Origin of the sequence: Burkholderia sp. BCC1988 (assembly GCF_905339895.1) — a bacterium.
In the GTDB taxonomy this organism is placed as follows: domain Bacteria; phylum Pseudomonadota; class Gammaproteobacteria; order Burkholderiales; family Burkholderiaceae; genus Burkholderia.
The window spans coordinates 187,832-211,008 of sequence record NZ_CAJPHA010000001.1; the positions used below are offsets into that span (position 1 = coordinate 187,832).

The 23,177-nt window shown below is 69.9% G+C and carries 20 protein-coding genes; 5 read left to right on the forward strand and 15 right to left on the reverse strand.

The window, feature by feature from the left end:
* Positions 1 to 47: 47 nt before the first annotated feature.
* Genes U4012_RS00785 through U4012_RS00805 form a run of 5 tightly spaced genes read right to left on the reverse strand, consistent with a single transcriptional unit; the run spans position 48 to position 4,998 of the window.
* A complete protein-coding gene (locus tag U4012_RS00785; RefSeq protein ID WP_124484935.1) occupies positions 48 to 872 on the reverse strand; it encodes an ABC transporter ATP-binding protein in 825 nt (274 codons plus the stop codon).
* A complete protein-coding gene (locus tag U4012_RS00790) occupies positions 866 to 1,972 on the reverse strand; it encodes an ABC transporter permease (RefSeq protein ID WP_321795313.1) in 1,107 nt (368 codons plus the stop codon). Before U4012_RS00790 ends, U4012_RS00785 begins: the two co-directional genes overlap by 7 nt.
* A gap of 4 nt (positions 1,973 to 1,976) precedes the next feature.
* Positions 1,977 to 3,011 carry an ABC transporter substrate-binding protein gene (locus U4012_RS00795; protein ID WP_044842987.1) on the reverse strand — a complete coding sequence of 345 codons (1,035 nt, stop codon included), beginning with the start codon at positions 3,009 to 3,011 and terminating at the stop codon, positions 1,977 to 1,979.
* A gap of 35 nt (positions 3,012 to 3,046) precedes the next feature.
* Positions 3,047 to 3,892 (reverse strand): class II aldolase/adducin family protein, encoded by an 846-nt coding sequence (locus U4012_RS00800; RefSeq protein WP_321795317.1) that lies wholly within the window; start codon positions 3,890 to 3,892, stop codon positions 3,047 to 3,049.
* Positions 3,893 to 3,912: 20 nt separating this feature from the next.
* Positions 3,913 to 4,998: an LLM class flavin-dependent oxidoreductase gene (locus U4012_RS00805; RefSeq protein ID WP_321795319.1), complete on the reverse strand. Its 1,086-nt coding sequence runs from the start codon at positions 4,996 to 4,998 to the stop codon at positions 3,913 to 3,915.
* Positions 4,999 to 5,449: 451 nt separating this feature from the next.
* Here U4012_RS00805 and U4012_RS00810 point away from each other — a divergent pair, with 451 nt between their 5' ends.
* Entirely contained in the window at positions 5,450 to 6,793 is a 1,344-nt protein-coding gene (locus U4012_RS00810; RefSeq protein WP_321795321.1) for an acyl-CoA dehydrogenase family protein, read from the forward strand.
* A 253-nt stretch (positions 6,794 to 7,046) separates the two neighbouring features.
* Here U4012_RS00810 and U4012_RS00815 read toward each other — a convergent pair whose 3' ends face one another.
* Positions 7,047 to 7,970, reverse strand: a complete 924-nt coding sequence (locus tag U4012_RS00815; protein WP_321795324.1) for a LysR family transcriptional regulator — start codon at positions 7,968 to 7,970, stop codon at positions 7,047 to 7,049.
* 74 nt (positions 7,971 to 8,044) lie between these two features.
* Here U4012_RS00815 and U4012_RS00820 point away from each other — a divergent pair, with 74 nt between their 5' ends.
* Both U4012_RS00820 and U4012_RS00825 read left to right on the forward strand, forming a co-directional pair.
* The gene (locus U4012_RS00820; protein WP_044842991.1) at positions 8,045 to 8,611 is read left to right on the forward strand and encodes a cysteine dioxygenase; all 567 of its coding nucleotides are present in this window, start codon (positions 8,045 to 8,047) and stop codon (positions 8,609 to 8,611) included.
* Positions 8,612 to 8,733: 122 nt separating this feature from the next.
* On the forward strand, positions 8,734 to 10,359 hold the full coding sequence (locus U4012_RS00825) for a rhodanese-related sulfurtransferase (RefSeq protein WP_321795326.1): 1,626 nt from the start codon (positions 8,734 to 8,736) through the stop codon (positions 10,357 to 10,359).
* 92 nt (positions 10,360 to 10,451) lie between these two features.
* On the opposite strand, the gene U4012_RS00830 is transcribed toward U4012_RS00825, so the two are convergent.
* Entirely contained in the window at positions 10,452 to 11,597 is a 1,146-nt protein-coding gene (locus U4012_RS00830; RefSeq protein ID WP_321795329.1) for a glycerophosphodiester phosphodiesterase, read from the reverse strand.
* Between the two features lie 426 nt (positions 11,598 to 12,023).
* Here U4012_RS00830 and U4012_RS00835 point away from each other — a divergent pair, with 426 nt between their 5' ends.
* Positions 12,024 to 13,088, forward strand: coding sequence for a phytoene/squalene synthase family protein (locus U4012_RS00835; protein WP_321795331.1), 1,065 nt, complete (start codon positions 12,024 to 12,026; stop codon positions 13,086 to 13,088).
* A 503-nt stretch (positions 13,089 to 13,591) separates the two neighbouring features.
* On the forward strand, positions 13,592 to 14,812 hold the full coding sequence (locus U4012_RS00840; RefSeq protein ID WP_044842995.1) for a porin: 1,221 nt from the start codon (positions 13,592 to 13,594) through the stop codon (positions 14,810 to 14,812).
* A gap of 226 nt (positions 14,813 to 15,038) precedes the next feature.
* Here the strand turns inward: U4012_RS00840 and U4012_RS00845 are convergent, their stop codons facing one another.
* From U4012_RS00845 to U4012_RS00880, 8 genes are all read right to left on the reverse strand, one after another.
* The gene (locus tag U4012_RS00845) at positions 15,039 to 16,529 is read right to left on the reverse strand and encodes an efflux transporter outer membrane subunit (protein ID WP_321795335.1); all 1,491 of its coding nucleotides are present in this window, start codon (positions 16,527 to 16,529) and stop codon (positions 15,039 to 15,041) included.
* 10 nt (positions 16,530 to 16,539) lie between these two features.
* On the reverse strand, positions 16,540 to 17,694 hold the full coding sequence (locus U4012_RS00850) for an ABC transporter permease (protein WP_321795337.1): 1,155 nt from the start codon (positions 17,692 to 17,694) through the stop codon (positions 16,540 to 16,542).
* On the reverse strand, positions 17,691 to 18,662 hold the full coding sequence (locus tag U4012_RS00855; protein ID WP_321795340.1) for an ABC transporter ATP-binding protein: 972 nt from the start codon (positions 18,660 to 18,662) through the stop codon (positions 17,691 to 17,693). Before U4012_RS00855 ends, U4012_RS00850 begins: the two co-directional genes overlap by 4 nt.
* Complete coding sequence (locus U4012_RS00860) at positions 18,659 to 19,624, reverse strand: HlyD family secretion protein (protein WP_321795342.1); 966 nt, start codon at positions 19,622 to 19,624, stop codon at positions 18,659 to 18,661. Before U4012_RS00860 ends, U4012_RS00855 begins: the two co-directional genes overlap by 4 nt.
* Entirely contained in the window at positions 19,621 to 20,319 is a 699-nt protein-coding gene (locus tag U4012_RS00865) for a TetR/AcrR family transcriptional regulator (protein WP_321795344.1), read from the reverse strand. The genes U4012_RS00860 and U4012_RS00865 overlap by 4 nt, the downstream gene beginning before the upstream one ends.
* Before the next feature lie 374 nt (positions 20,320 to 20,693).
* Positions 20,694 to 21,119 carry a cupin domain-containing protein gene (locus U4012_RS00870; protein WP_044843001.1) on the reverse strand — a complete coding sequence of 142 codons (426 nt, stop codon included), beginning with the start codon at positions 21,117 to 21,119 and terminating at the stop codon, positions 20,694 to 20,696.
* 12 nt (positions 21,120 to 21,131) lie between these two features.
* A complete protein-coding gene (locus U4012_RS00875; RefSeq protein WP_044843002.1) occupies positions 21,132 to 21,569 on the reverse strand; it encodes a carboxymuconolactone decarboxylase family protein in 438 nt (145 codons plus the stop codon).
* A 94-nt stretch (positions 21,570 to 21,663) separates the two neighbouring features.
* On the reverse strand, positions 21,664 to 23,148 hold the full coding sequence (locus U4012_RS00880) for a PLP-dependent aminotransferase family protein (protein WP_321795346.1): 1,485 nt from the start codon (positions 23,146 to 23,148) through the stop codon (positions 21,664 to 21,666).
* Between the last annotated feature and the right edge of the window lie 29 nt (positions 23,149 to 23,177).

Below are 23,177 nucleotides of genomic sequence, written 5' to 3' on the forward strand. Positions count from 1 at the left end.
CGCGGCCCTTGCCGCGCACCGGCCATCCTGCGAAAGGCACTGCGCATCTACCAGCTCGCATCGAGTCCGAGATGCCGCAGCGCTTCGTGACGCAGTTCGGCGAGACGCGGGTCGCCGCGATGGCGCGGATACGGCAGGTCGACACGCAGTTCCGCGACGATGCGTGCGGGCCGCGGCCCGAACACGATCACGCGCTGCGCGAGAAACAGCGCTTCCTCGACATCGTGCGTGACGAGCAGCGCGGAGAACCCGTCGCGTTGCCACAGCGCGGTCAACTCGGCCTGCATCGTCAGCCGCGTCAATGAATCGAGCTTGCCGAGCGGCTCGTCGAGGATCAGCAGGCGTGGATCGTTGACGAGCGCGCGGGCGAGCGCGACACGCTGCGCCATCCCGCCCGACAGCTGATGCGGAAACACGTTCGAGAATTCCTGCAACCCGACGCGCGCGAGCGCATCGTCGACGCGATGCTGCGACGTGCGGGCCACGCCGCGCGCCTCGAGGCCGAGCGCGACGTTCGCGCGCACGCGGCGCCACGGGTAGAGCGTCGGATCCTGGAACACGACGATGCGCGACGGATCGGGCCGCTCGATCGGCGTGCCGTCCTGCGCGATCGTGCCTTGCCGCGCGGCGTCGAGGCCCGCGACGAGCCGCAGCAGCGTCGATTTTCCGCAGCCGCTCGGGCCGAGCAGCGCGACGAATTCGCCGGCCGCGACCGACAGCGTGACGTCGTCGAGCACCGGCAGCGGGCCGCCGGGGCCGTCGAACGCGTGGCTCACGCGGCGGATGTCGATGCGCGCGCCGCGCGGCGCCGTGGCGTCGAGCGCGGCGGGCGGCGTGGCAACGGACGATTCGAGAACGGCGGCGCTTACCATTTGACGGTTCCTTTCTGCCACGCGAGCACACGGTCGCGCACCGCGAACAGCAGCGCGATCAGCCCGGAAAACAGCAGCGCCATCACGATCAGCGCCGCATACATGTTCACGTACGATGCCCAGCCCTGCGCCCAGCTCAGGTACCAGCCGAGCCCCGACTTGACGCCCATCATCTCGGCGACGACCAGCACCGTGAACGACGCGCTCAGCCCCATGAAGATGCCGACGAACACGTGCGGCAGCGCGGCCGGAATCGCGACGCGCAACACGAGGAAGCGCGCGTTCGCGCCGAGCGTGCGCGCGACGTCGTAGTACTGTCGGTTCACGCTCGCGACGCCCGACCACGTCAGCACCGCGACCGGGAAGCCGGTCGACAGCGCGATCAGGAACGCGGCGGCCGAATAGCTCGTCGGGAAGAAGTAGAACGTGAGCGGCAGCAGCGCGGTGGCCGGCACGGGGCCGAGCACGCGCAGCACCGGATGCACCCAGTAGCCGATGCGGCGCGACCAGCCGATCGAGACGCCGACCGCGAACCCGACCGCGACGCCGTACGCGAACCCGAGGGAAAGCAGCTTCAGCGTGTTGCCGGCGCTGCCGGCAAGGCGCGGCCAGTCGTCGGCGTAGACCTCGATCAGCGCCTGCGGCGGCGCGAAGAACGGCGTCGGCAGCCAGCCGGTCTTGGCCGTGACGATTTCCCACACGGCGAGCACGAGCGGCAGCGCCACGAGCCACGGGCCGGCCGAGCGCACGCGGGCGAGCCGCGCGCGCGTGGCCGGCACGCGATGGCCGAGCGTCGCGGCGGCCAGCAGCAGCGCGCCGATCGCCCACGCGGCGATGCCGAACGTGTCGGTGTACGCCCAGTCGGTGAAACCGACGACGCGGTTCGGCCACACGTAGGTCACCGCGCCGAGCGCGGCCCACGCGAGCGCCGCGACGACGCCGGTCGGCCAGGTGCGTGCCCGGCGGGCTTCGGCCGCGAGCGTCGCGTCGCAGGCCGTGCACGCGGGACGGGACGTGGCAGTCGCGGGCGGCGCCGCGGTGGCGGCATTGCCCGAGGTGGACGCGGTGCGCGCGGCGGACGCGTGTTCGATCGTCGACATCGCGTCACCCCAGCACGTTCGCATAGACCTGCTGCGCGAAGCGCTGCGGGTCGGTGCTCTTCTTCAGCACGCTGATGCGGCGGAAATCGTCCGCGTAGAACGCGATTTCCTGCTGCAGGTCGACGTTGGTCGGATGGTGCGTGTAGGTCAGCGTCGCGTACAGCTTGCGCAGGTCGTCGGGGTTGATCTTCGGCGAATACTTCGCGAATGCCTTCGCGGCTTCGTTCGGGTTGTCGTGCGTGTACTCGGTGGCCTGCACGATCGAGCGCGCGAGTGCGGCGGCCGCCGGGCGGTCGTTGCGCACGAGGTCGCCGCGCGCGCCGATCACGCAGCACACCTTGCGCGCGTATTCGCCGGACAGGTTCGTCGCGAGTTCGGTGTACGCGCCGTTGCTGCGCTTCTCGAGCAGATAGAGGTTCGGGTCGCCGTCGGCGATGGCCTGGATCTCGCCCTTGTCGACCGCGACGCCGAGCAGGTCGGCCGGATACTGCCGCCACGTGATGTCGCGTTCGGGATCGATGCCGTTCTTCGCGAGCAGGATCGAGAAGAAATGCTTGCCGGGCGCCGCGAGATCGCTGACGCCGACCGTCTTGCCCTTCAGCGCCTGCAGGGTCGTCACGCCCGCCGTCTTCGACCCGAGCAGCCGCACGCAGCCGCCGTGCGAGCTGCCGATGATCTTCACGTCGAAGCCGGCTTCGAGCGGCTTCAGCCAGCGGTGGATCATCCCGACCGCGGCATCGGCCTTGCCGGTCGCGATCGATTCGAGCAGCTGGTCGGTCGATCCGCTGTAGTTGATCAGTTCGACCTTCAGCCCGTTCTTCTCGAAGAAGCCGTTCTCCTGCGCGACGACGATCGGCGTCAGGCAGAACGCGTTCTGGTTCCACGCGAACGTGAGCTTCTTCAGCGGCGGCGCCGACCAGGCCTTGCGGCCGAGCGTGATCGCCGGTGCGGCGAGCGCGGCGGCCCCGGCCGCGCGCAGCAGCCGGCGGCGCTTGTCGTCATGGGCGCCGGTCGGCGCGGGTGCGGTGGTTTTGGTCATGGTGTGGTCTCCGGTTCCGGTCGTGCGGCGGGCGCTCAGTCGAGCAGGTCGGGTTCGTCGGCGACGACGCGCGCGAACAGGCTGTCGAACGCGTGCAATGCGCCGTCGGGGCCGCCGATCTGGCCGTGCGTGTGTCGCGCGGTCGCATGATCGATCGGTTGCGGCGTGCCGGCCGCTTCGGCCAGCAGCTGCGTGTGCGCGGCGTTGTCGAGCGCGATGTACCACCACGCGGCGGCCTCGACCGTCGGGCCGGCCGTCAGGATGCCGTGGTTCTTCAGGATCACGCCCTTGTGTGTGGTGCCGTCGGGCTTCGCGAGCGCATCCGCGATCCGCGCGCCTTCGCTCGTATCGACGACCATCCCGGTGAAGTCGTCGAACAGCGCGTGGTCCTCGTAGAACACGCACGCGTCCTGCGTCAGCGGGTCGAGCGGGCGGCCGAGCGTCGACCACGCCTTGCCGTAGGTCGAATGCGTATGCGCGGCCGCGACGAGGTGCGGATGCGCGTCGTGAATCGCCGCATGGATCGCGAACGCGGCCTTGTTCAGCGGCCGGTTGCCGATCGCGGTTTCGCCGCGCGAATTGACGAGCAGCAGGTCCGACACCTTGATCTGCGAGAAATGCACGCCGAGCGGATTCACCCAGAAGTGGTCGGGCAGTTCCGGGTCGCGCGCGGTGATGTGGCCGGCGAGGCCCGACGCGAAGCCGAAGCGCGCGAACAGGCGGAACGCGGCCGCGAGCCGCTCCTGCCGGTGGCGGCGCTCGGCGGCGACGTCGAAGCGCGGCGCGGGCGGGTCGAACCAGAAATGCTGGCGCGGCGTGTCGGCGAGGACGAGGCCCGACGCGGTGCGCACGGGCGAGGACAAAGACAGGACGGCGGACATGGTCGGCATCTCCCCGTGCGTCAGGCCGCGCGGCGCGCCGCGTCGCGTGCCGCGACGGCGGCGCGCACGCGCGGAATCAGTTCGCGGCCGTAGTCGATCGCGTCTTCGAGCGGATCGAAGCCGCGAATCAGGAACGTCGTCACGCCGAGGTCGTAGTAGTCGAGCAGCGCGTCGGCGACCTGTTCGGGGGTGCCGACCAGCGCGGTCGAATTCGAGCGCGCGCCGGTGAGCTTCGCGATCTCGGTCCACAGCCGCTTGTCGACGCGCGCGCCGCGTTCGGCCGCGGCGAGCAGGCGCCGCGCGCCTTCGCTCTGCTGCGGGCCGCCGGTGGCGAGGCCGGCCGCTTCGCGCAGCCGGCGGGTTTCGTCGAGGATCCGGTGCGCGCGCGCCCACGCTTCGTCTTCGGTCGCCGCGAGGATCGGCCGGAACGACACGGAGAAGCGCACCTGCCGGCCGTGCTTCGCGGCTTCGGCGCGCACGCGCGTCGTCAGGTCGCGCACCTGGTCGAGCGATTCGCCCCACAGCGCATAGACGTCCGCGTGCTTGCCGGCGACTTCCAGCGCCGCTTCCGAGGCACCGCCGAAGTAGATCGGCACGTGCGGCTTCTGGAACGGCTTCACTTCCGAAAAACCCTGCGTGAAGCGGTAGTGTGCGCCGTCGTGATCGAACGGCTGCGTGTCGGTCCAGATGCGGCGCAGGATGCCGAGGTATTCGTCGGTGCGCGCGTAGCGTGCGTCGTGGTCGAGGAAATCGCCGTCGCGCTGCTGCTCGCTGTCCGAGCCGCCGGAGATGAAGTGCACGGCGAGCCGGCCGCGGCTGAATTGGTCGAGCGTCGCGATCTGCCGCGCGGCGAGCGTCGGCGCGGTGAAGCCGGGGCGATGCGCGAGCATGAAGTGGATGCGCTCGGTCGCCGCGGCCGCGAACGCGATCGTCAGCGTCGCCGACGGGCCGGTCGAGTGGTGCGGGACGAGGATCCGGTCGAAGCCGGCCGTTTCGTGGGCGCGGGCGAAGTCGCGCACGTAGTCGGGGTCAACGACGGGGCCGGCAGGCGGATGGATTTCCGACTGCTTCTGGCTCTGGATCATGCCGATGAATTCGACGCTCATCTGGGTCTCCGATGCAAGGACGGCCCGGCGCGGCCAGCGATGGCCGGCCGGGCGGGAATGGAGCGCAGATTACCGCCGGGATCATGCGGAACGGAAATAATCAATCCCGAATTGAATATCAGATTTGCATGGTTTGGGCGCGTGTGCGTTGCGCATACGCTATGGGCTCACGATCGGGCCGAACGGGGCGCCGGTTGCGTGTCGAGCGGGGCTTGCGCGCCGGATCAACACGACGGGAGCGGGATCGGCATCGGGTTCGGAAGCGGGGGATCGGGTCGAAGGCAGAGGTGTGCGGCGGATGCGTGCGCGAGCGCCCCGGATCCACGCCACGCGCCCCCGGCGAATCCGTCGCCGATCGCCGCCGGCTCCACGAGCCACCGCCGCCATTCGCCGACCGATCTTCGCCACGACGTTTTATCCCGCTACCCAGTCACCGAGGGAATCCGTACCGATGTCCGCCAGCCTTGCCGCTTCCTCGCCGCTATCGCCGCAGTCGTCCCAGTCGTCGCTGCGCCACCTGCCTGCCGACGATGCGCGCGTTACCGCGCTGCTCGCGCGTCTCGCGCCCGAACTCGCGGCTGACGCCGCCCGCAACGACGTCGACGGCCGTTTCCCGCACGAGAATTTCGCGCGGCTGCATCGCGCCGGGCTGATCGCGCAGGTCGTGCCGCGCGAGCACGGCGGCGCGGGCGCGACGCTCGCGCAGGCGAGCCGGATCGTGGCCGCGGTCGCGCGCGCCGATCCGGCGACCGCGCTGGTGCTGACGATGACCTATCTGCAGCATCGCGCGCTCGGCCGCGCGGACAACCGCTGGCCCGCGCGCCTGCGGCGTGCGGTGTTCGACAGCGCGGTTGCCGACGGCGCGCTGATCAACGCGCTGCGCGTCGAGCCGGCGCTCGGTTCGCCGTCGCGCGGCGGCCTGCCCGAAACGATCGCGCGTCGCGACGGCGACGGCTGGCGGCTGTCCGGCCACAAGCTGTACAGCACCGGCATTCCGGCGCTGCGCTGGCTGGCCGTGTGGGCCCGCACGGACGAACCCGAGCCGCGCGTCGGCGTGTTCCTCGTGCGGCGCGAGCGCGACACGGAAGTCGATGCGCGCATCCGCGTGATCGAAAGCTGGAATCACCTGGGCCTGCGCGCATCGGGCAGTCACGAGGTGGTGTTCGACGACGTGCGGCTGCCCGCGGATCATGCAGTGGACGTGCGCGCGCCCGATGCGTGGGCCGTGTCGGCCGCGAGTCATGCGGATGTCGATGCGCAGGCCGACCAGCAGGCCTGGATGGTCGCGCTGCTCGGCAGCCTCTACGACGCGGTCGCCCGCGCGTCGCGCGACTGGCTGCTCGATTTCGCGACGACGCGCGCGCCGAGCGGGCTCGGTGCGCCGCTCGCGACGCTGTCGCGCGTGCAGGAGGCCGTCGGCGAGATCGAAGGGTGGCTGCACGCGAACCGCGTGCTGCTCGACGAGCACATCGCGCGCACCGATGCGGGCGACGCGCCGACGGTGACGACGAGCGGCCTCGTCAAGCGGACCGTGACGGAACAGGCGATCCGCACGGTCGAGCACGCGTTGAAGCTGTCGGGCAATCACGGGCTGAGCCGCCACAATCCGCTCGAACGCCACTATCGCGACGTGCTGTGCAGCCGCGTGCATACGCCGCAGGACGATGCGATCGCGGTGGCTGCCGGACGGGCCGTGCTCGACGCGGCGGCGCGACGCGCTGCCACGAACACGGAAGCGGAAGCGGGCGGAACGTCACGCGACGCGCCGGTATCCGGTCGCAACAGCGATGCGTGAGCGGGGCGGCGGGATGGTGGGCGCAAAAGCCAACGCAAAAGCCAACGCAAAGGCCAACGCAAAGGCCAACGCAAAGGCCAACGCCAACGCCAACGCCAACGCCAACGCCAACGCCAACGCCAACGCCAACGCCAACGCCAACGCCAACGCCAACGCCAACGCCAACGCAAACGCAAACGCAAACGCAAACGCAAACGCAAACGCAAACGCAAACGCAAACGCGACGCCGCCGCGCAGGCGCCGTCGCGCGTGGTCAAGCGGCTTCGTCGTGCCCGGCCGCATCCGCCGGCAGCGCGAACGCGGTGCGCGCATGCGCAGCCACGGCCGTGAGCGGCGCCTTGAAGCGCGTGGCGTCCTGCCGGTGCAGCAGCCACAGATCGATCTGCGGCTTGAAATCGGCGAGCGGGACGATGTCGACCGCGTCGCGCAGCGGGCTGCCTTCGACGAGCGGCAGCGGCATCAGCCCGATCCCGAAGCCGTTCGCGACGCTCTGCAATTGCAGGTCGCGGCCGTAGGCGTCGAGCGTGACCGGCATCGGCAGCCCCTGCGCGTCGAGCGCGCGGCGCAGCCCCGCACGAAAGCCGCAGCCGTCGGGATTGAGCACCCAGCCGCGCGCCTGGCAGTCGGCGAGCCGGTAGCTGCGGCGCGGCCAGTCGCCCTTGCGGCCGACCGCGACGAGCCGCGTGGCCAGCAGCCGCTCGCCTTCGACCTGCGGCGGCAGCACCATCTCGCGGGCCAGAAACACCAGCGCGGCGTCGAGTTCGCGGTGTGCGACGCGTTCGACGAGCATGCCGCCCCACGCGGTCGTGACCTGCGTGGCGAGCGCCGGCCATTGCGCGGCGAGCTGCGCGATCAGGCCGGGCAGCATCAACTCGCCGAGCCCTTGCGTGAGGCCCACGCGGAATTCGCCGGCGGGCGGCCGCTGGCCGGCCGTCAGTTCGCGCAGCGCGTCGACTTCGCGCAGGATCGCGCGGCACTGCTCGAACACCTGCAGGCCGATGTCGGTCGGGCGCGGCGGCTTCGTGTTGCGGTCGAGCAGCGTGACGCCGAGCGCCTCCTCGAGGTTCTGCACGCGCCGCGTGATCGCGGGCTGCGTCATGCCGAGCTCGGCCGCGGCCTGGCTCAGCGTCTGGCCGCGAACGACCGCTGCAAAAGCATCGATATCGCTAATTTTCATGTTTGTTCTGCATGGTATTTCAGGTGCATCATGACGATCCATCATATTCGGCATCATATTCGAGGAGGCAGCCGATGAGTACGCTTTCGTTGCAGCAGACGCCGCTGCGTCCGTTCGTCGACGGGCTGGGCGCGCTGCTCGCGTCCGGCGCGAACGAGGCGCGCATCCTCGACGAGGGCGGCGCGCTGCTGGCCGCGCTCGTCGCGCACGACGACTGGCTGCCCGACGCGTTCGCGCAGCCCGATCCCGAGCGTTACCGCCAGTACCTGCTGCATCTCGATCCCGACGCGCGGTTTTCCGTCGTCAGCTTCGTGTGGGGGCCCGGCCAGACGACGCCGATCCACAACCACACGGTGTGGGGGCTGATCGGGATGCTGCGCGGCGGCGAGTTTTCGCAACCGTACCGGTTCGACGCGGCCGGCAGGCCGGTGCCGGCGGGCGACGCGGTACGGTTGCAGCCGGGCGACGTCGAGGCCGTGTCGCCGCGCATCGGCGACGTCCATCGCGTGACCAACGCGTTCGACGACCAGGTGTCGATCAGCATCCACGTGTACGGCGCGAACATCGGCCAGGTCGAACGTGCGGTGTTCCTCGACGACGGCACCGTGAAGCCGTTCGTGTCCGGCTATTCGAACGCGTGACCGGACGCATGACGCCGCAAGTCGCGGGCGCCCCGTTGCGACGGCGTGCCCGCGGGCATCGAGCTGCATCCGTTTTCCGTGTGCTTTCTTCACCGACTCCAACAGAATCCGACAGAGACATCGTGACGCAATCCGTTGATTCCACTTCCCGTTTCCCCGTCGCGTCGTACCAGGACGTACGCGCGCGCCTGCTGGCCCGCGACGAAATCGCGCTGATCGACGTGCGCGAGGAAGATCCCTACGCGCAGGGCCATCCGCTGTGGGCCGCCAACTTTCCGCTGTCGAAGCTCGAACTCGACGCATGGACGCGCATTCCGCGCCGCGACACGCCGATCGTCGTGTTCGGCGAAGCCGGCGGCGACGATCTCGCGCCGCGCGCGGCCGAGAAACTCGCGCAGCTCGGCTATACCGACGTGCGGCTGCTCGACGGCGGCCTCGCAGGCTGGCTCGCCGCGGGCGGCGAACTGTTCATCGACGTGAACGTGCCGAGCAAGTCGTTCGGCGAATGGGTCGAGGCCGAGCGCCATACGCCGTCGCTGTCCGCGCAGGAGGTGCAGGCGCTGATCGATGAAAAGGCCGACGTCGTGATCGTCGACGCGCGCCGCTTCGACGAATACCAGACGATGAACATCCCGACGTCGACGAGCGTGCCGGGCGCGGAACTCGTGCTGCGCGTGCGCGCGCTCGCGCCGAATCCGGCAACGCAGGTGGTGGTGAACTGCGCGGGCCGCACGCGCAGCATCATCGGCACGCAGTCGCTCGTCAACGCGGGGTTGCCGAACCCGGTCGCGGCACTGCGCAACGGCACGATCGGCTGGACGCTCGCCGGCCAGACGCTCGAGCACGGCGCCGCGCGACGCTTTCCGGACGAGATCGCACCCGCGCAGCGTGAGGAAGCACGCCGCGCCGCGCGCGCGGTGGCCGAGCGCGCGGGCGTGCCGCGCATCGCGCTCGCGGAGCTCGCCGCGCTCGACGAACCGGGCCGCACGCTGTACCGCTTCGACGTGCGCACGCCGGAGGAATACGAGGCCGGCCATCTGCCGGGCTTCCTGGGCACGCCGGGCGGCCAGCTCGTGCAGGAAACCGACCATCACGCGGCCGTGCGCGGCGCGCGGATCGTGCTCGCCGACGACGACGGCGTGCGTGCGGACATGACCGCGTCGTGGCTCGCGCAGATGGGCTGGGACGTGCGGGTGCTCGAGCCGGCCGGCACGGCGGCGTTCACCGAGCGCGGCCAGCCGCCGCGCGACGTGCCCGCGACGCCGCAGGTGAGCGAGGTGTCGCCCGCGACGCTCGCGGGCTGGCTGAAGGAGGCGGCCGCGGGCGAGCTCGCGATCGTCGACGTGACGGCCAGCGCGAACTACGTGAAGCGCCATATCCCCGGCGCGTGGTTCGTCGTGCGCGCGCAGTTGCGCGACGCGCTCGCCGCGATCCCGCCGGCGCGGCGCTATGTGTTCACGTGCGGATCGAGCCTGCTCGCGCGGTTCGCGGCGGACGACGCGCGCGCCTTGCTGCCGGCTTCCGCGGCGATCTCGGTGCTGACCGGCGGCACGGCCGCATGGATCGACGCGGGGTTGCCGCTCGAGCACGGCGAGACACGCCTCGCGTCGCCGCGCGTCGATCGCTACCGGCGCCCGTACGAAGGCACCGACAACGCGGCCGCCGCGATGCAGGCGTATCTCGACTGGGAATACGGGCTGGTCGACCAGCTGAAGCGGGACGGCACGCACCACTTCCGCGTGATCTGACCACGGCGCGGCAACCGGCGTGCGGCACGCGATGCGCCGCGCCCGGTTGCCACATGTTCAGCGGCTCATCGTATGCGGCACGTTCAGCGCGCTCAGCGCTTGAACGTATCGACGGCCGTGCGGCCGACGGCCGGATCGTCGGTGAAGAAGCCGTCGATGCCCGCGCGCAGGTATGCCTGGATCTCGCGCACCGAGCCCGCGGGGTTGCGCGTGGCCGGTGTACCGCCGTCCTTCAGCGACGCGGGCAGGAAGTTGTTCTCCGGGCGGAACGTATACGGATGCACGACGAGGCCGGCTGCGTGCGCGTCACGCACGTACGACGTCGGCTGCTGCAGCGTGCCGTCCGCGGCCACCGCGATGATCGACGTCTTGTACGGGCCGACGCCGTTCGCATAGGACGCGATCTCGCGCATCCCGTCGCGCGTCGACAGGTCGCCGTAGGTGCGCTTGTCGTTCGCCTTCACGAAGTCGTACGGACGCTGGCCGGCTTCGTCCATCAACTGCACGAGCTTCCAGTTCGGCTGGCTCGACTTGATCCGGTTGCGGATCGCCTTCAGGTTCGCGACCTCGAACGACTGGATGTAGACGGTCGCCGTGCGCGCCGTGTACGGATCCTTCTGCAGCGCGTCGACGAGACGGTCCTCGAGCGGCAGGCCGATCGACTGGAAGTAGGTCGGGTGCTTGGTTTCCGGATACAGGTGGATCGTGCGGCCGGTCTGCGCGGACATCTGTTTCGCGAGCGCGACGATCTCGTCGAAGGTCGGAATCTCGAACTGGTCGTTGTACGCGGTGTTCGCCGGGCGCACCTGCGGAATGCGCTCGCGGGCACGCAGCGTCTTCAGCTCGGCGAGCGTGAAGTCCTCGGTGAACCAGCCGGTCAGCTGCGTGCCGTCGATCGTCCTGGTCGCCTTGCGGCTCGCGAACTGCGGCAGCGTCGACACGTTCGTCGTGCCGGAGATCTCGTTCTCGTGGCGCGCGACGAGCACGCCGTCGCGGGTCGCGACGAGGTCGGGCTCGATCACGTCCGCGCCGTCCTCGATCGCCTTGCGGTACGACGCGAGCGTGTGCTCGGGGCGCAGCGCGCTCGCGCCGCGATGGCCGACCACCTGGACCTTCGCGGAGATCGGCCGGGCGGAATCGGACGCCGAGACGTCGTCGCCGCCGCAGGCGGCAAGCAGGACGGCGGCGGCACAGGCGAACGGGATGCAGCGCAGGGCGGTCGGGCGCGGGAAGAGCATGTCGATGAACCTTCGGAACGGAAGTCGGTGAAAGGGCAAGCGGTCCGGCGATGCGGGGCCGCGTGAGCGAACGGGACGCGATCGTCGCACCGGAGCATTACATATGTATTACTTGCGCCTTTCTGTTTTGTTGTCGCGTCAGGCGCGAGAATTGCGGAAACGCGTGGCGGTCGAGACGGTGCGATCCGCCCGTCGCCGCCAGCCGGCGCCGCGATCGTCGCGCCGACGCGGTTCGGCGGTTGCGCGCCCACTTCGTCGGACGGATCGCGAGCGTGGTCGCCGGATGCACTAAACTTGCGGGACTTTTGCATCGCCGCGCCGGGCCGACACCCGCCCGCGCACGGCGATGCGGCGACTCGCGGGCCGGCGCGGGCGCCCGGCGCCCGCGTGCGTCCGGGGCCCGCGCCGGCCGATTTTTACCGACCCATGACGACGCATACCGATCCCGCCTACCTGCTCGGCGACCTGCTGAAGAACGTTTCCCGCTCCTTCTACCTGACGCTGCGCGTGCTGCCCGACGGCATGCGCGACCCGGTCGGCCTGGCCTACCTGCTCGCGCGCGCGGCCGACACGATCGCCGACACGGCGCTGGTCGCGCCCGATCGCCGCGCGGCGCTGCTGACCGACCTGCGGAACGAAGTCGAGCGGCTCGGCGACGGCGCGGCGCTGTCGCGCTCGCTCGAGGACGTGACGCGGATGCAGACGGATTCGCACGAACACGTGCTGCTCGGCTCGATGCAGCCGATGCTCGCGCTGCTGCGCGCGCAGCCGGACGCGGACCGCGCGTCGATCCGCAAGGTCGTCGCGACGCTGACGTCGGGGATGGAATTCGACCTGCGCACGTTCCCCGACGAACAGTCGGGCCGCGTCGCGTCGCTGCCGAACCGTGCCGAGCTCGATCGCTACACGTACCTGGTCGCCGGCTGCGTCGGCGAATTCTGGACCGACATGACCGGCGCGCACACGCGCGCCGCGCGCGGCTGGGACGTGCCGGACATGCGCGAGAAGGGCATCCGTTTCGGCAAGGCGCTGCAGATGACCAACATCCTGCGCGACTGCGCGAAGGATCTGCGGATCGGCCGCTGCTATCTGCCGGAGGACGTGCTGGCCGCATACGGCGTCGGCGTCGCCGACCTGATGACACCCGATGCGTCGGCGCGCGCGCGCGGCGTGCTGGTCGACCTGCTGCGCGTGACGCTCGACCAGTATCGCGACGCGTGCCGCTACACGCTCGCGATTCCGCGCCGCTTCGTGCGGCTGCGGCTCGCGTGCCTGTGGCCGATCATGATCGGCCTCGAAACGCTCGAACTGCTGGCCGGCCACGATGCGTGGCTCGATCCGGCGACGCCGGCGAAGGTGCCGCGCAAGCGGATCTATCGGATCATGGCGTCGTCGCTCGCGCTCGTCGGTTCGAACGCCGCGATCCGTGCGCGGATCACCGCGCTCGTCGACGCGGTGAACGCGCGGATCGCGCAGCCGTCCGCGCGCTGAATCGCGCTGAACGATGCCGGCGCGTGACGCGACCTGCATCGGCATCGCCCCTCGGCCCGCGTTCGCCGGGCCGCTCCCGTCTCCCGTCCGATGGTCCGCACGCGGACTGAAACGTTTTCACGATTTCGCTTCCCGAAACGTGGGTGTCATGAATGTCAGCGATCCTGCGCGGCGGCGTGAATCGCGGCGTCAGCCGCGCTCACGCATTCGTAGGAAGGTTGTTGCCGAGGGCGTCTGACGACATCCGGCGGTCGCGATGCACCAGTAAAAATGTAAAGCTAGGGTTTTCACCGGGAAATGCCGGCAAGGCCCGCCGCGTAAGCGTTTTCAGGTGTTATGTAACCGTTTGGTGAACCCGCGCGTTGCGTCGATCATACGATGACCGACTGCACATGTTGGGAAACGATTGGTAATCCGTCAGAATCGCACCGGCATGTACTCGCACATGTGTCAGTCATAAAACCACACCAGAAAAGAAATCATTCTTTGAGGACGGAGAATCAATGAAAAAGCGCGTCGCTTTCGCCATGACGGCAGCGGGTCTCGCAGCCGCTACCGCAGCCCACGCCCAGAGCAGCGTGACCCTGTACGGTATCGTCGATAACGCTATCGCCTGGCAGAACAACTCGTCGGCCACCAGCGCGGTTTCGGGCGGTCACTCGAAGGTACAGATGGCCACCGGCATTTGGGCAGGCAGCCGCTTCGGCCTGAAGGGTAGCGAAGACCTCGGCGGCGGCACGAAGGCGATTTTCCAGTTGGAAGCCGGCTTCAACGCGAACAACGGCTCGTCGCAATGGACGAACGGCATCTTCACGCGTCAGGCGTGGGTTGGTCTGACCAACGCGACGTACGGTACGCTGACGGCCGGCCGCCAGTACACCGCGTACTACACGCTGCTGTCGCCGTATAGCCCGACGACCTGGCTGACCGGTTACTACGGCGCGCACCCGGGCGATATCGACTCGCTCGACACCAGCTACCGCGCGAACAACTCGCTCGTCTACATGTCGCCGAAGTTCTACGGCTTCACGGTCGGCGGTTCGTACTCGCTCGGCGGCGTGGCAGGCAGCTTCAACCGCGGCTCGACCTGGAGCGCGGCGGTCCAGTACCTGAACGGCCCGGCAGGCATCGCGGTTGGCTATCAGCGCATCAACAACGCGACGCTCGGCGGCGGCGTGTGGGGCGCGAACTCGACCGCGCAAAACGGTCTGGATTCGAGCGGCAACGGTGCGGAGCAGGCCGTGTCGTCGATCAACGGCGGCTACAAGACGGCACAGTCGCAGCAACGTGTCGCCGTGACGGCCGGTTACCAGTTCACGCCGGCGTGGGACATCTCGGTGTCGTACTCGAACGTCCAGTACATCCCGGGCAACCTGTCGGCATTCCACAATACGGCGATCTTCAACACGGCGGGCGCAGTGCTGCACTGGAAGGCAGCGCCGCAGTGGGACTTCGCGGCAGGCTACTCGTACACGCGTGCGACCCAGTCGAACGGCATCTCGAGCTCGGCCAAGTACCACCAGGTCACGCTGTCGCAGTACTACAGCCTGTCGAAGCGCACGGGCCTGTACGCGGTTGAAGCGTATCAGCACGCTACCGGCAACACGATCAGCGGCCTGACCGGCGGCATCGTCAATGCAACGACGTCGATCGGCGACGGCGTGGGCGCAGGTTCGAAGCAGAACCAGATCGCGGCCGGCGTCGGCCTGATCCACCGCTTCTGATGCCGCGCGGCGCGCGAGCGCCGCTCACGGCTTGCGGTACGAAAACCGGCCTTCGGGCCGGTTTTTCCATTTGCGGCACGTGTTGTGCTTATTGCGGGTTCGGTCATGGATGGTCGTCGAATGGAAGCGCGCGGCGACGGCTGTCGAGCCCGACAAGTGTGCCGCTCATGCGGTGCATGACGTGCAGGTCGGCAATGCCCGGTCGGCGCCGACGCCGTCGTGTCGATCACCGCGCCGCATCATCCATCCAGTTCCCCGCCAGCGCCTGGAACAGCGCCGCCGTGTCGGCCAGCCGGTCGGCCTGCGCGCGCGTGCGGTCGAGCGCGGTCTGCAATGCCTGCCGCTGCGCATCGAGCAGCGCGAACGCGCTGATCCCGCCCGCCGCGTAACGGTCGCCGGCGATCGCGTTGCCTGCCGCCGCTTCCCGTGCGGCCGTGTCGCGCGCTTGCAGCGCCGTCGCATCGTGTTCGACCGCGCGCATCGCGTCGGCGACCTGCTGGAGCGCCAGCAGCACGGTTTCCCGATAGCTCGCGAACGCGGCGTCGTACGCGGCTTCGGCCGCCCGCTTCCTCGCGCGCAGCTCGCCGCCATGAAAGAGCGGCTGCGTCAGGCCGAGGCCGACATTCCACACATTCAGCCCGCTCACGATATCCGCGATGCGCGTGCGTTCCGAACCGATCCCCGCCGAAATCGAAAAACGCGGATACAGGTTCGCGGTCGCCACGCCGACGTTTGCGCTCGCCTGGTGCAACACGGCCTCCGCCGCGCGGATATCGGGCCGTTCGCGCGCGAGCGTCGACGGCAGTGCGACCGGCAGCGTGCGCGGCAGCGTGAGCGCGTCGAGCGCGAGGTCGGGCAGCTCGGCACCGGACGGCGGCGCGCCCAGCAGGATCGCGAGCCGGTGGCCGGCCTGCGCGTAGCGGGCCGCGAGCGGCGGCAGCGAGGCCTGCGTCTGCGCGAGCAGCGTGCGCTGCGCATGCACGTCGGCCTGCGATACGCCGCCCGCCGCGAAGCGCGCGTCGACGATCCGCAACTGCCGGGCTTGTGCGTCGACGAGCTGCCGCGTGAGCGCGATCTGCTGCGCGAGCGACGCGCGCAGGATCGCAGTCGCGACGACGTTGCCCGCGAGCGTCAGGCGTGCGGCGTCGAGCAGGTACGCCTGATAGTCGACCTGGGCGCGCAGCGCCTCGAGCGCGCGCCGGTTGCCGCCGAACACGTCGAGCGCGTACGACACGCTCACCGACGCGTCGTACAGCGTGAAAGGTCCGGGATTCGGCACGTTGGCGGGCAGCCCGAATGCAGCGATGTCGACCTTCTCGCGGGTGGCGGACAGGTTCGCATCGACGCGCGGCAGCATCGTCGCGCCGGCTTCCGCCGCATGGTTCTGTCGCGCTTCGTCGAGCCGCGCGCGGGCCTCGGCGAGCGTCGGGCTGTTGCGCCACGCGGTATCGACGAGCCGGTTCAGCGGTGCCGAGCCGAACGCGGTCCACCACTGTTGCGGCGTGTGCGCGGCCGATGCGAACGTCTGCGCGTCGCCGGCCGGGCCGGCGGCGGCGGCCGTCGTGACCGGCGGGGCATCGCGCGTGTATTGCCGTGTGGCCGGCGCGTCGGGCGTGCGGAAATCCGGCCCGACCGTGCAACCGACGACGAGCAGCGCAACGGCTGCCCATGCGCTGCGGCGGGCGGCGGGGCGGGCGCGACGCGAAGCCGGTTTCATCGTGCGGCCCCTAGTCGAGCGTGCGCCGGTAGAAGCGCAGCGCGACGCCCATCACGACGAGCGTGAACAGCGCGACGGGCCACACGGACGGCCACAGGTCGGCCCAGCCGTTGCCTTTCAGCAGGATGCCGCGCACCAGGCGGTTGAAATAGGTGAGCGGCAGCAGGTTGCCGATGAACTGCGCCCACTTCGGCATCCCGGCGAACGGAAACATGAAGCCCGACAGCAGGATGTTCGGCAGGAAGTAGAACACCGCGAGCTGCATCGCCTGCAACTGGTTCTGCGCGAGCGACGACAGCGTGATGCCGACCGTCAGGTTCGCGGCGATGAAGAGGAGCGCGGACAGGTAGATCGCGACTAGGCCGCCGACGAACGGCACGTGGAACACGAAGCGCGCGGCCACGAGGATGATCGACACCTGGATCAGCCCGATGAACACGTACGGGACGATCTTGCCCGTCATCACCTCCAGCGGCCGCACGGGCGTCGCCAGCAGGTTCTCCATCGTGCCGCGCTCGCGTTCGCGCGTGATCGCGAGGCCCGTCATCATCACCATCGTCATCGTCAGGATCACGCCCATCAGGCCCGGCACGACGTTGTACTGCGTGATGCCTTCCGGGTTGTACAGGCGGTGCAGCACGATGTCGAACGCGGCCGGGCGGCCGTTCAGGTGCGCGAGCGGGCCCGTCAGGTCCTTGTCGGCGACGGGTTGCACGAGGCCCGGCAGCGCGCCGAGCGCCGATGCGGTCGCGACGGGGTCGGTCGCGTCCGCCTCGACGAGCAGCGACGGGCGCTCGCCGCGCAGCAGCCGCTTCGAGAAGTCGGCCGGCACGCTGAGCACGAACTGCACGTTGCCGCGTGCGAGCGCATGCCGGCCGGCCGCTTCGTCGGGCAGCGTCGCGACGATGTCGAAGTACGCGGAATTGCGCATCGCGGCGATGAAGCTGCGCGCGAAGGGGCTCGAGTCGGCGACGATCACCGCGGTCGGCAGGTGCTTCGGATCGGTGTTGATCGCGAAGCCGAACAGCGCGAGCTGGATGATCGGCACGCCGACGATCATTGCGAACGTCACGCGGTCGCGGCGCAGCTGCAGGAATTCCTTCAGCACGATGCTCCACCAGCGCGCGACCGAGAACGCGTCGCGCAGGCCCGTCCACGTGCTCATGTCGCCGCTCCGCCGGGCGGCCCGGATGCGCGGCCCATCATGTAGATGAAGACGTCTTCGAGCCCGGTGTCGATCGGCGAGACCTGCAGCGGCGCGTGACCGTTCTCCTGCGCGCCGGGCTGCGCCGCGACCTGCGCGAGCGTCGCGTCGAGCAGCGCTCGATCACGGCCGCTCACGTGCAGCGTCGAGCCGAACACGACCGTCTGGTCTACGCCCGGCATCGTGCGCAGGCGCGCGGACAGTTCCGCCAGGTGCCCGCCGGTGACCGTGCGGGTCGACAGGTGCTGCGACGCGACGATTTCCGCGGCCGTGCCCTGCGCGAGCAGTTCGCCGGACGCGATGTACGCGAGCTTGTGACAGCGCTCGGCCTCGTCCATGTAGTGCGTGCTGACGAGTACCGAGATGCCTTGCGCGGCCAGCCGGTGCAGTTCTTCCCAGAAGTCGCGGCGCGCGGCCGGATCGACGCCGGCGGTCGGTTCGTCGAGCAGCAGCAGCTCCGGCTCGTGCAGCATGCACGCGGCGAGCGCGAGACGCTGCTTCCAGCCGCCCGACAACGCGCCCGTGAGCTGGTCCGCGCGGCTCGCGAGACCGAGCCCGTCGAGCGCGCGCGCGACGGCTGCCTGACGATCGGGCATCCCGTACACGCGTGCGACGAAATCGAGGTTCTCGCGGATCGACAGGTCTTCCCAGTACGAGAAGCGCTGCGTCATGTAGCCGACGCGGCGCTTGATCTGCGCGCTGTCGCGCACGATGTCGTAGCCGAGGCAGGTGCCGCTGCCCGAGTCCGGCGTGAGCAGGCCGCACATCATGCGGATCGACGTCGTCTTGCCGCTGCCGTTCGGCCCGAGAAAGCCGAAGATCTCCCCGCGCGCGACGCGCAGCGAGACGTCCTTCACGACGTGCTTGTCGCCGAAGCGCTTGTTCAGGCGGTCGACGTCGATCGCATACGGGGCGGGCGGCGCGTTCATCGCATCCTCACGGCGACGGGCTGGCCGGGGTGCAGCTTCGGCGCGTCGGCGACGGCGGGGCGCGCCTCGACCATGAACACGAGTTTGGTCCGGCTCTCGTTGCTGTAGATCACGGGCGGCGTGTACTCGGCCGCGCGCGACACGTAGGTGACGCGCGCGGGGACGTCGGCCGGGCAGCCGTCGCAGCGGATCGCGACCGTGCGCCCCGGCGCGATCGATGCGACGGCGGCCTCCGGCACGAAGAACCGCACTTTCAGGTTCTGCGGCGGCAGCATCTGCACGACCGGATTGCCGGCCTGCACCCATTCGCCGACGCGGTACAGCGTGTCGTACACGCGCCCGGCCGCGGGCGCGGCGACGCGCTTCTGGTCGAGTTTCCATTGCGCTTCGGTGACGGCCGCCTGCGCGGCATCGACCTGCGCGGCCTGGGCCGCCACCTGCTGCGCGCGGCCCGGCAGGCGCGCAACGTCGACCTGGTTCTGCAACTCGCGCACCTGTGCGGCGGTGGTTTGCGCGGACGTGCGCGAATCGTCGAGCTGCTGCCTCGACAGGCCGCCGGCCGCGTACTGGCGTTCGTCGCGCGCGAATTGCGCGGCGGCCCGCGCGGCCTGTGCCGTGGCCTGCGCGAGCTGGGCCCGCGTGACCGCGACTTCCGGCGGGCGCTTGCCGGTCTGCAGGTCGGCAAGCTGCGCGCGCGCGGCCTCGAGCTGGTGTTGCGCCTGCCGCAGCACGGCCGTTTCGTTGACGGCTTCGAGCGAGAACACCGGCGCGCCGGCCGCGACGGCCTGGCCGCGTTCGACCGACAGCTGCGTCAGCGTGCCCGCCTGCGACGACGACAGGTACACGAATTCGCCTTCGACATAGCCCTGGAAGGTCGTGACGTCGTTCGCCGGCCGTCCGCAACCGGCGAGCAGCGCGACGGCGGCGGCCAGCGCGAGCGGCAGCGGGCGGGGCGCGTTCACGACGGCCTCCGTCGCGAATGCGCGTCGGGATCCGGCGCGGCGGCGGGCGGCTGCATGCCGGACCCGAGCAGCGCGCGGACGTGGCGCTGCAGCACGTCGCGATCGATCGGCGGCAGGCCGCGCGCACTCTGCCACAGCTTTGCGGTGGCGAGCGGCAGCATCACCAGCGCAATGATCGAATGGAACAGGAACGCGGGTTCGAGCGCGGGGTTCAGCGTGCCGGCCTGCTGCGCGGCGCGGATGCGCTCGGCAAACCGCCCGACATGCTCGAGCGGAATGCGCCGGATCATCCGTTCGCGCAGCAGGCCGCCCTCGTGGACGATCTCGCGCAGCCAGATCGACGGCAGCCAGGGCATGCGATGCGTGACGTCGAAGAAGCGGTCGACGAGCTCGGCGACGAGCGCGAACGGATCGTTTTCGATGTGCGGCGCGGTCGGCCGCCACACGAACGCGATGACCTGCGCGAGCCGCTCCTCGACGATCGCGTCGAGCAGCTGCTCGCGATTCGTGAAGTAGTAGTGAACCATCGCCGACGTGACGCCGGCGGCCGCGGCGATCTGCGCGACCGTCGTCGCGGCGATGCCGCGCTCGGCGAACAGCTGCATCGCGACGTCGAGCATATGGTCGCGCAGGTCGAAGTCGTCCACCGACGGGCGGCGCCCGCGCGGCCTGGCGACGGTGGATTTCGCGTTCATGAAATCGACGCTAATTGATGAGTTAGTTAATTTCAAGAAAGGGTTTTCGCCCGCGTTGATCGCGATCAGGCGAGTAGCGAATGGCGGGGCGGACGGGCGGGGCGGCGGCGTGGCGAAGGGGCGTGCGCCGGCGGTGGAGTGTAGGGAGCGGCTAATGCGGAAGCCGCGGGAACTCGCGGGGAACTGGCGGGTGATCGACGGGGGAAATGGCGGGTGAAACGTTGATCGAAACGTGGGTGAAACGGCCGGCGAAACGGCGGCGAAACAGCGGGCGAAACGGCCGCGCCCGACGCCGGCGAGGAAGTCGCGCGGCACGGGGCGGGACGCCGGCCGTGCAGCACGGCGGCGCGCCCGACGCGGCACGGCCTCCTAAATCACTGATCGATCGGCGACTTCAGCGGCACATGCTCGCCCGTCAGCCCGAACACGACGAGTTGCGCGGGCTCGGTCGTGCTCGCATTGCGCGACACCCGGTGGCGCGAACCGGGCGGCTCGTACCAGCCTTCGCCGGCGCGATAGCGGCGCACCGGGCCGTCGTTCACCTGCGACAGCACTTCACCTTTCGACACGACCGCGAACACCGAGCCGAGGTGCTTGTGCGCTTCGGATGCCTGACCGGGCGCATAGTCGACGGTCGCGACGACGGCGAGCTTGCCGGGCGCTTCGGGCACGGCCTGTTGCATGATTGCGTGCACGCTGTCGCCGGTATCGTGCGCGCGGGCGGCGGCCGGCAGCGCGGCGCCGAGCGCGAGCGACGTGCACAGCATCGCGCGGCGGAGCGTGGAGCTGGAGCGCATCATCACCGTCTCCCCTTACTCGGGCATCTTGCGGAACGCGATCGCGAAGCGGTTCCACGTGTTGATCGTCGCGATCAGCATCGACAGCTCGAACAACTCCGTGTCGCTGAAATGGGGCTTCACGGCTTCCCACACGGCATCGGGCACGTGGTTGTCGGCGACCAGCGTCAGCGCTTCGGTCCATTCGAGCGCCGCACGTTCGCGCTCGGTGAAGAACGGCGTTTCGCGCCAGACGACGACCGTCGCCAGGCGGCGATCGGTTTCGCCGCCGTTGCGTGCGTCGGTGGTGTGCATGTCGACGCAGAACGCACAGCCGTTGATCTGCGACGCGCGCAGCCGGACGAGTTCGGCGAGCGGCTTCTCGATCGAGCTTTTCGCGAGGAATTCCTCGGCGTTGCGCATCACCTTGATGGCGTTCGGGCTGGCGGTATAGAAGTTCAGACGCGGTTGCATGGCAGGTCCTGTTCGGTTGGATGCGCCCGGTGGCGCGACAGGACCCACTTTAAGCGTGCCACTGGCCTGCTTGAATGGCCAATTCCGGGAAAATTCAGGTAACCAGTGGCGGGCCCCCGACACGGCCTGAATCCAGCAGCGCGGCCAGCTTCGCGAGCGCGGTGTCGATGCGCAGCGCGTCGATCCCGCCATAGCCGAACAGCAGCCCCGCGCGGGCCGCCGAGCCGACGTGGAACGCGGTGATCCCGTACAGGCCGATGTCGTGCTCACGCGCCGCGCGGACCAGCGCGGCTTCGTCGAGCCCCGGTTTCAGGTGCGCGGCGAGGTGGATGCCGGCGGTCGGCACGATCGTGTCGAACCACGGCGCGAGGCCGCCGCGCAGATGCGCGAGCAGCATCTTGCGGCGCGCGTCGTAGTGTTTCTGCACGCGCCGCAGGTGCCGCGCGAAATCGCCTTCGAGCATGAAGCGCGCGAGCGCCGCCTGCGTCAGCGTGCAGGTGTGCCAGTCGACGATCTGCTTCGCCTTGGCGAGCGCCCCGCGCAGCGCGCGCGGCGGAATCGCGTAGCCGATCCGCAGTTCGGGAAAGATCGTCTTCGAGAAGGTGCCGACGTACGCGACCAGACCCGCGCGGTCGAGGCTCTTCAGCGATTCCACCGGCCGGCCTTCGAAGCGGAACTCGCCGTCGTAGTCGTCCTCGATGATCACCGCGCGGCGGCGCTGCGCCCATTCGAGCAGCGCGACGCGCCGCTCCAGCGTCATCGGCATCCCGAGCGGGAACTGGTGCGACGGTGTCACGTAGACGAGGCGCGCGTCGTCGGGCAGCCGCCCGGTGACGAGGCCGTGCGCATCGACCGGCACGCCGATCACCGTCGCGCCGAGCGACGCGAACGCCGCGCGCGCCGGCGGATAACCGGGATTCTCGACCGCGACGACGTCGCCGGGCCGCACGACCACGCGTGCGATCAGGTCGAGCGCCTGTTGCGCGCCTTGCGTGACGAGCACGTCGTCCCAGCCGCACGCGACCGCGCGGCTGAACGCGACGTAGCGCGCGATCGCGCCGCGCAGCTGCGGATCGCCGGCCGGCGCGTGGTACTGGCCGGGGCCGCGCGCCTGCTGGCGCAACGCGTGATGCAGGCAGCGGCGCCATGCGTCGAACGGAAACAGTGCCTTGTCGGTCACGCCGCCGCGGAAGTCGAACGCGGGCGTGTCGTGCGGCGTGGGCATCGCGAGCGCGTCGGGCAACTCGTCCCATAGCGTGCGTGCGTCGACGGCATGGACGGGCGGCGCGTCCTCGACGAGCGACGGCGTTGCGGCCGCCGCCGCGTGCGGAACCCGCGCGAGGCCGCCGGCGACGGACGTGCCGTCGCCCGCGCGCGTGTTCAGGTAACCCTCGGCGACGAGACGTTCGAACGCGTCGAGCGTCGTCTTGCGCGACACGCCGAGCTGCTTCGCGAGATCGCGTGTCGACGGCAGCCGGGCGCCGCCTTCGAGCCGTCCGTCGACGATCGCGGTGCGCAACTGCCGGAAGATTTGCCCGGTCAGGTCGTGACGGCCTTCGATGCGGATCGCGATGTCCATCGCAGTGGTTACCTCGAATGCGGAGATAT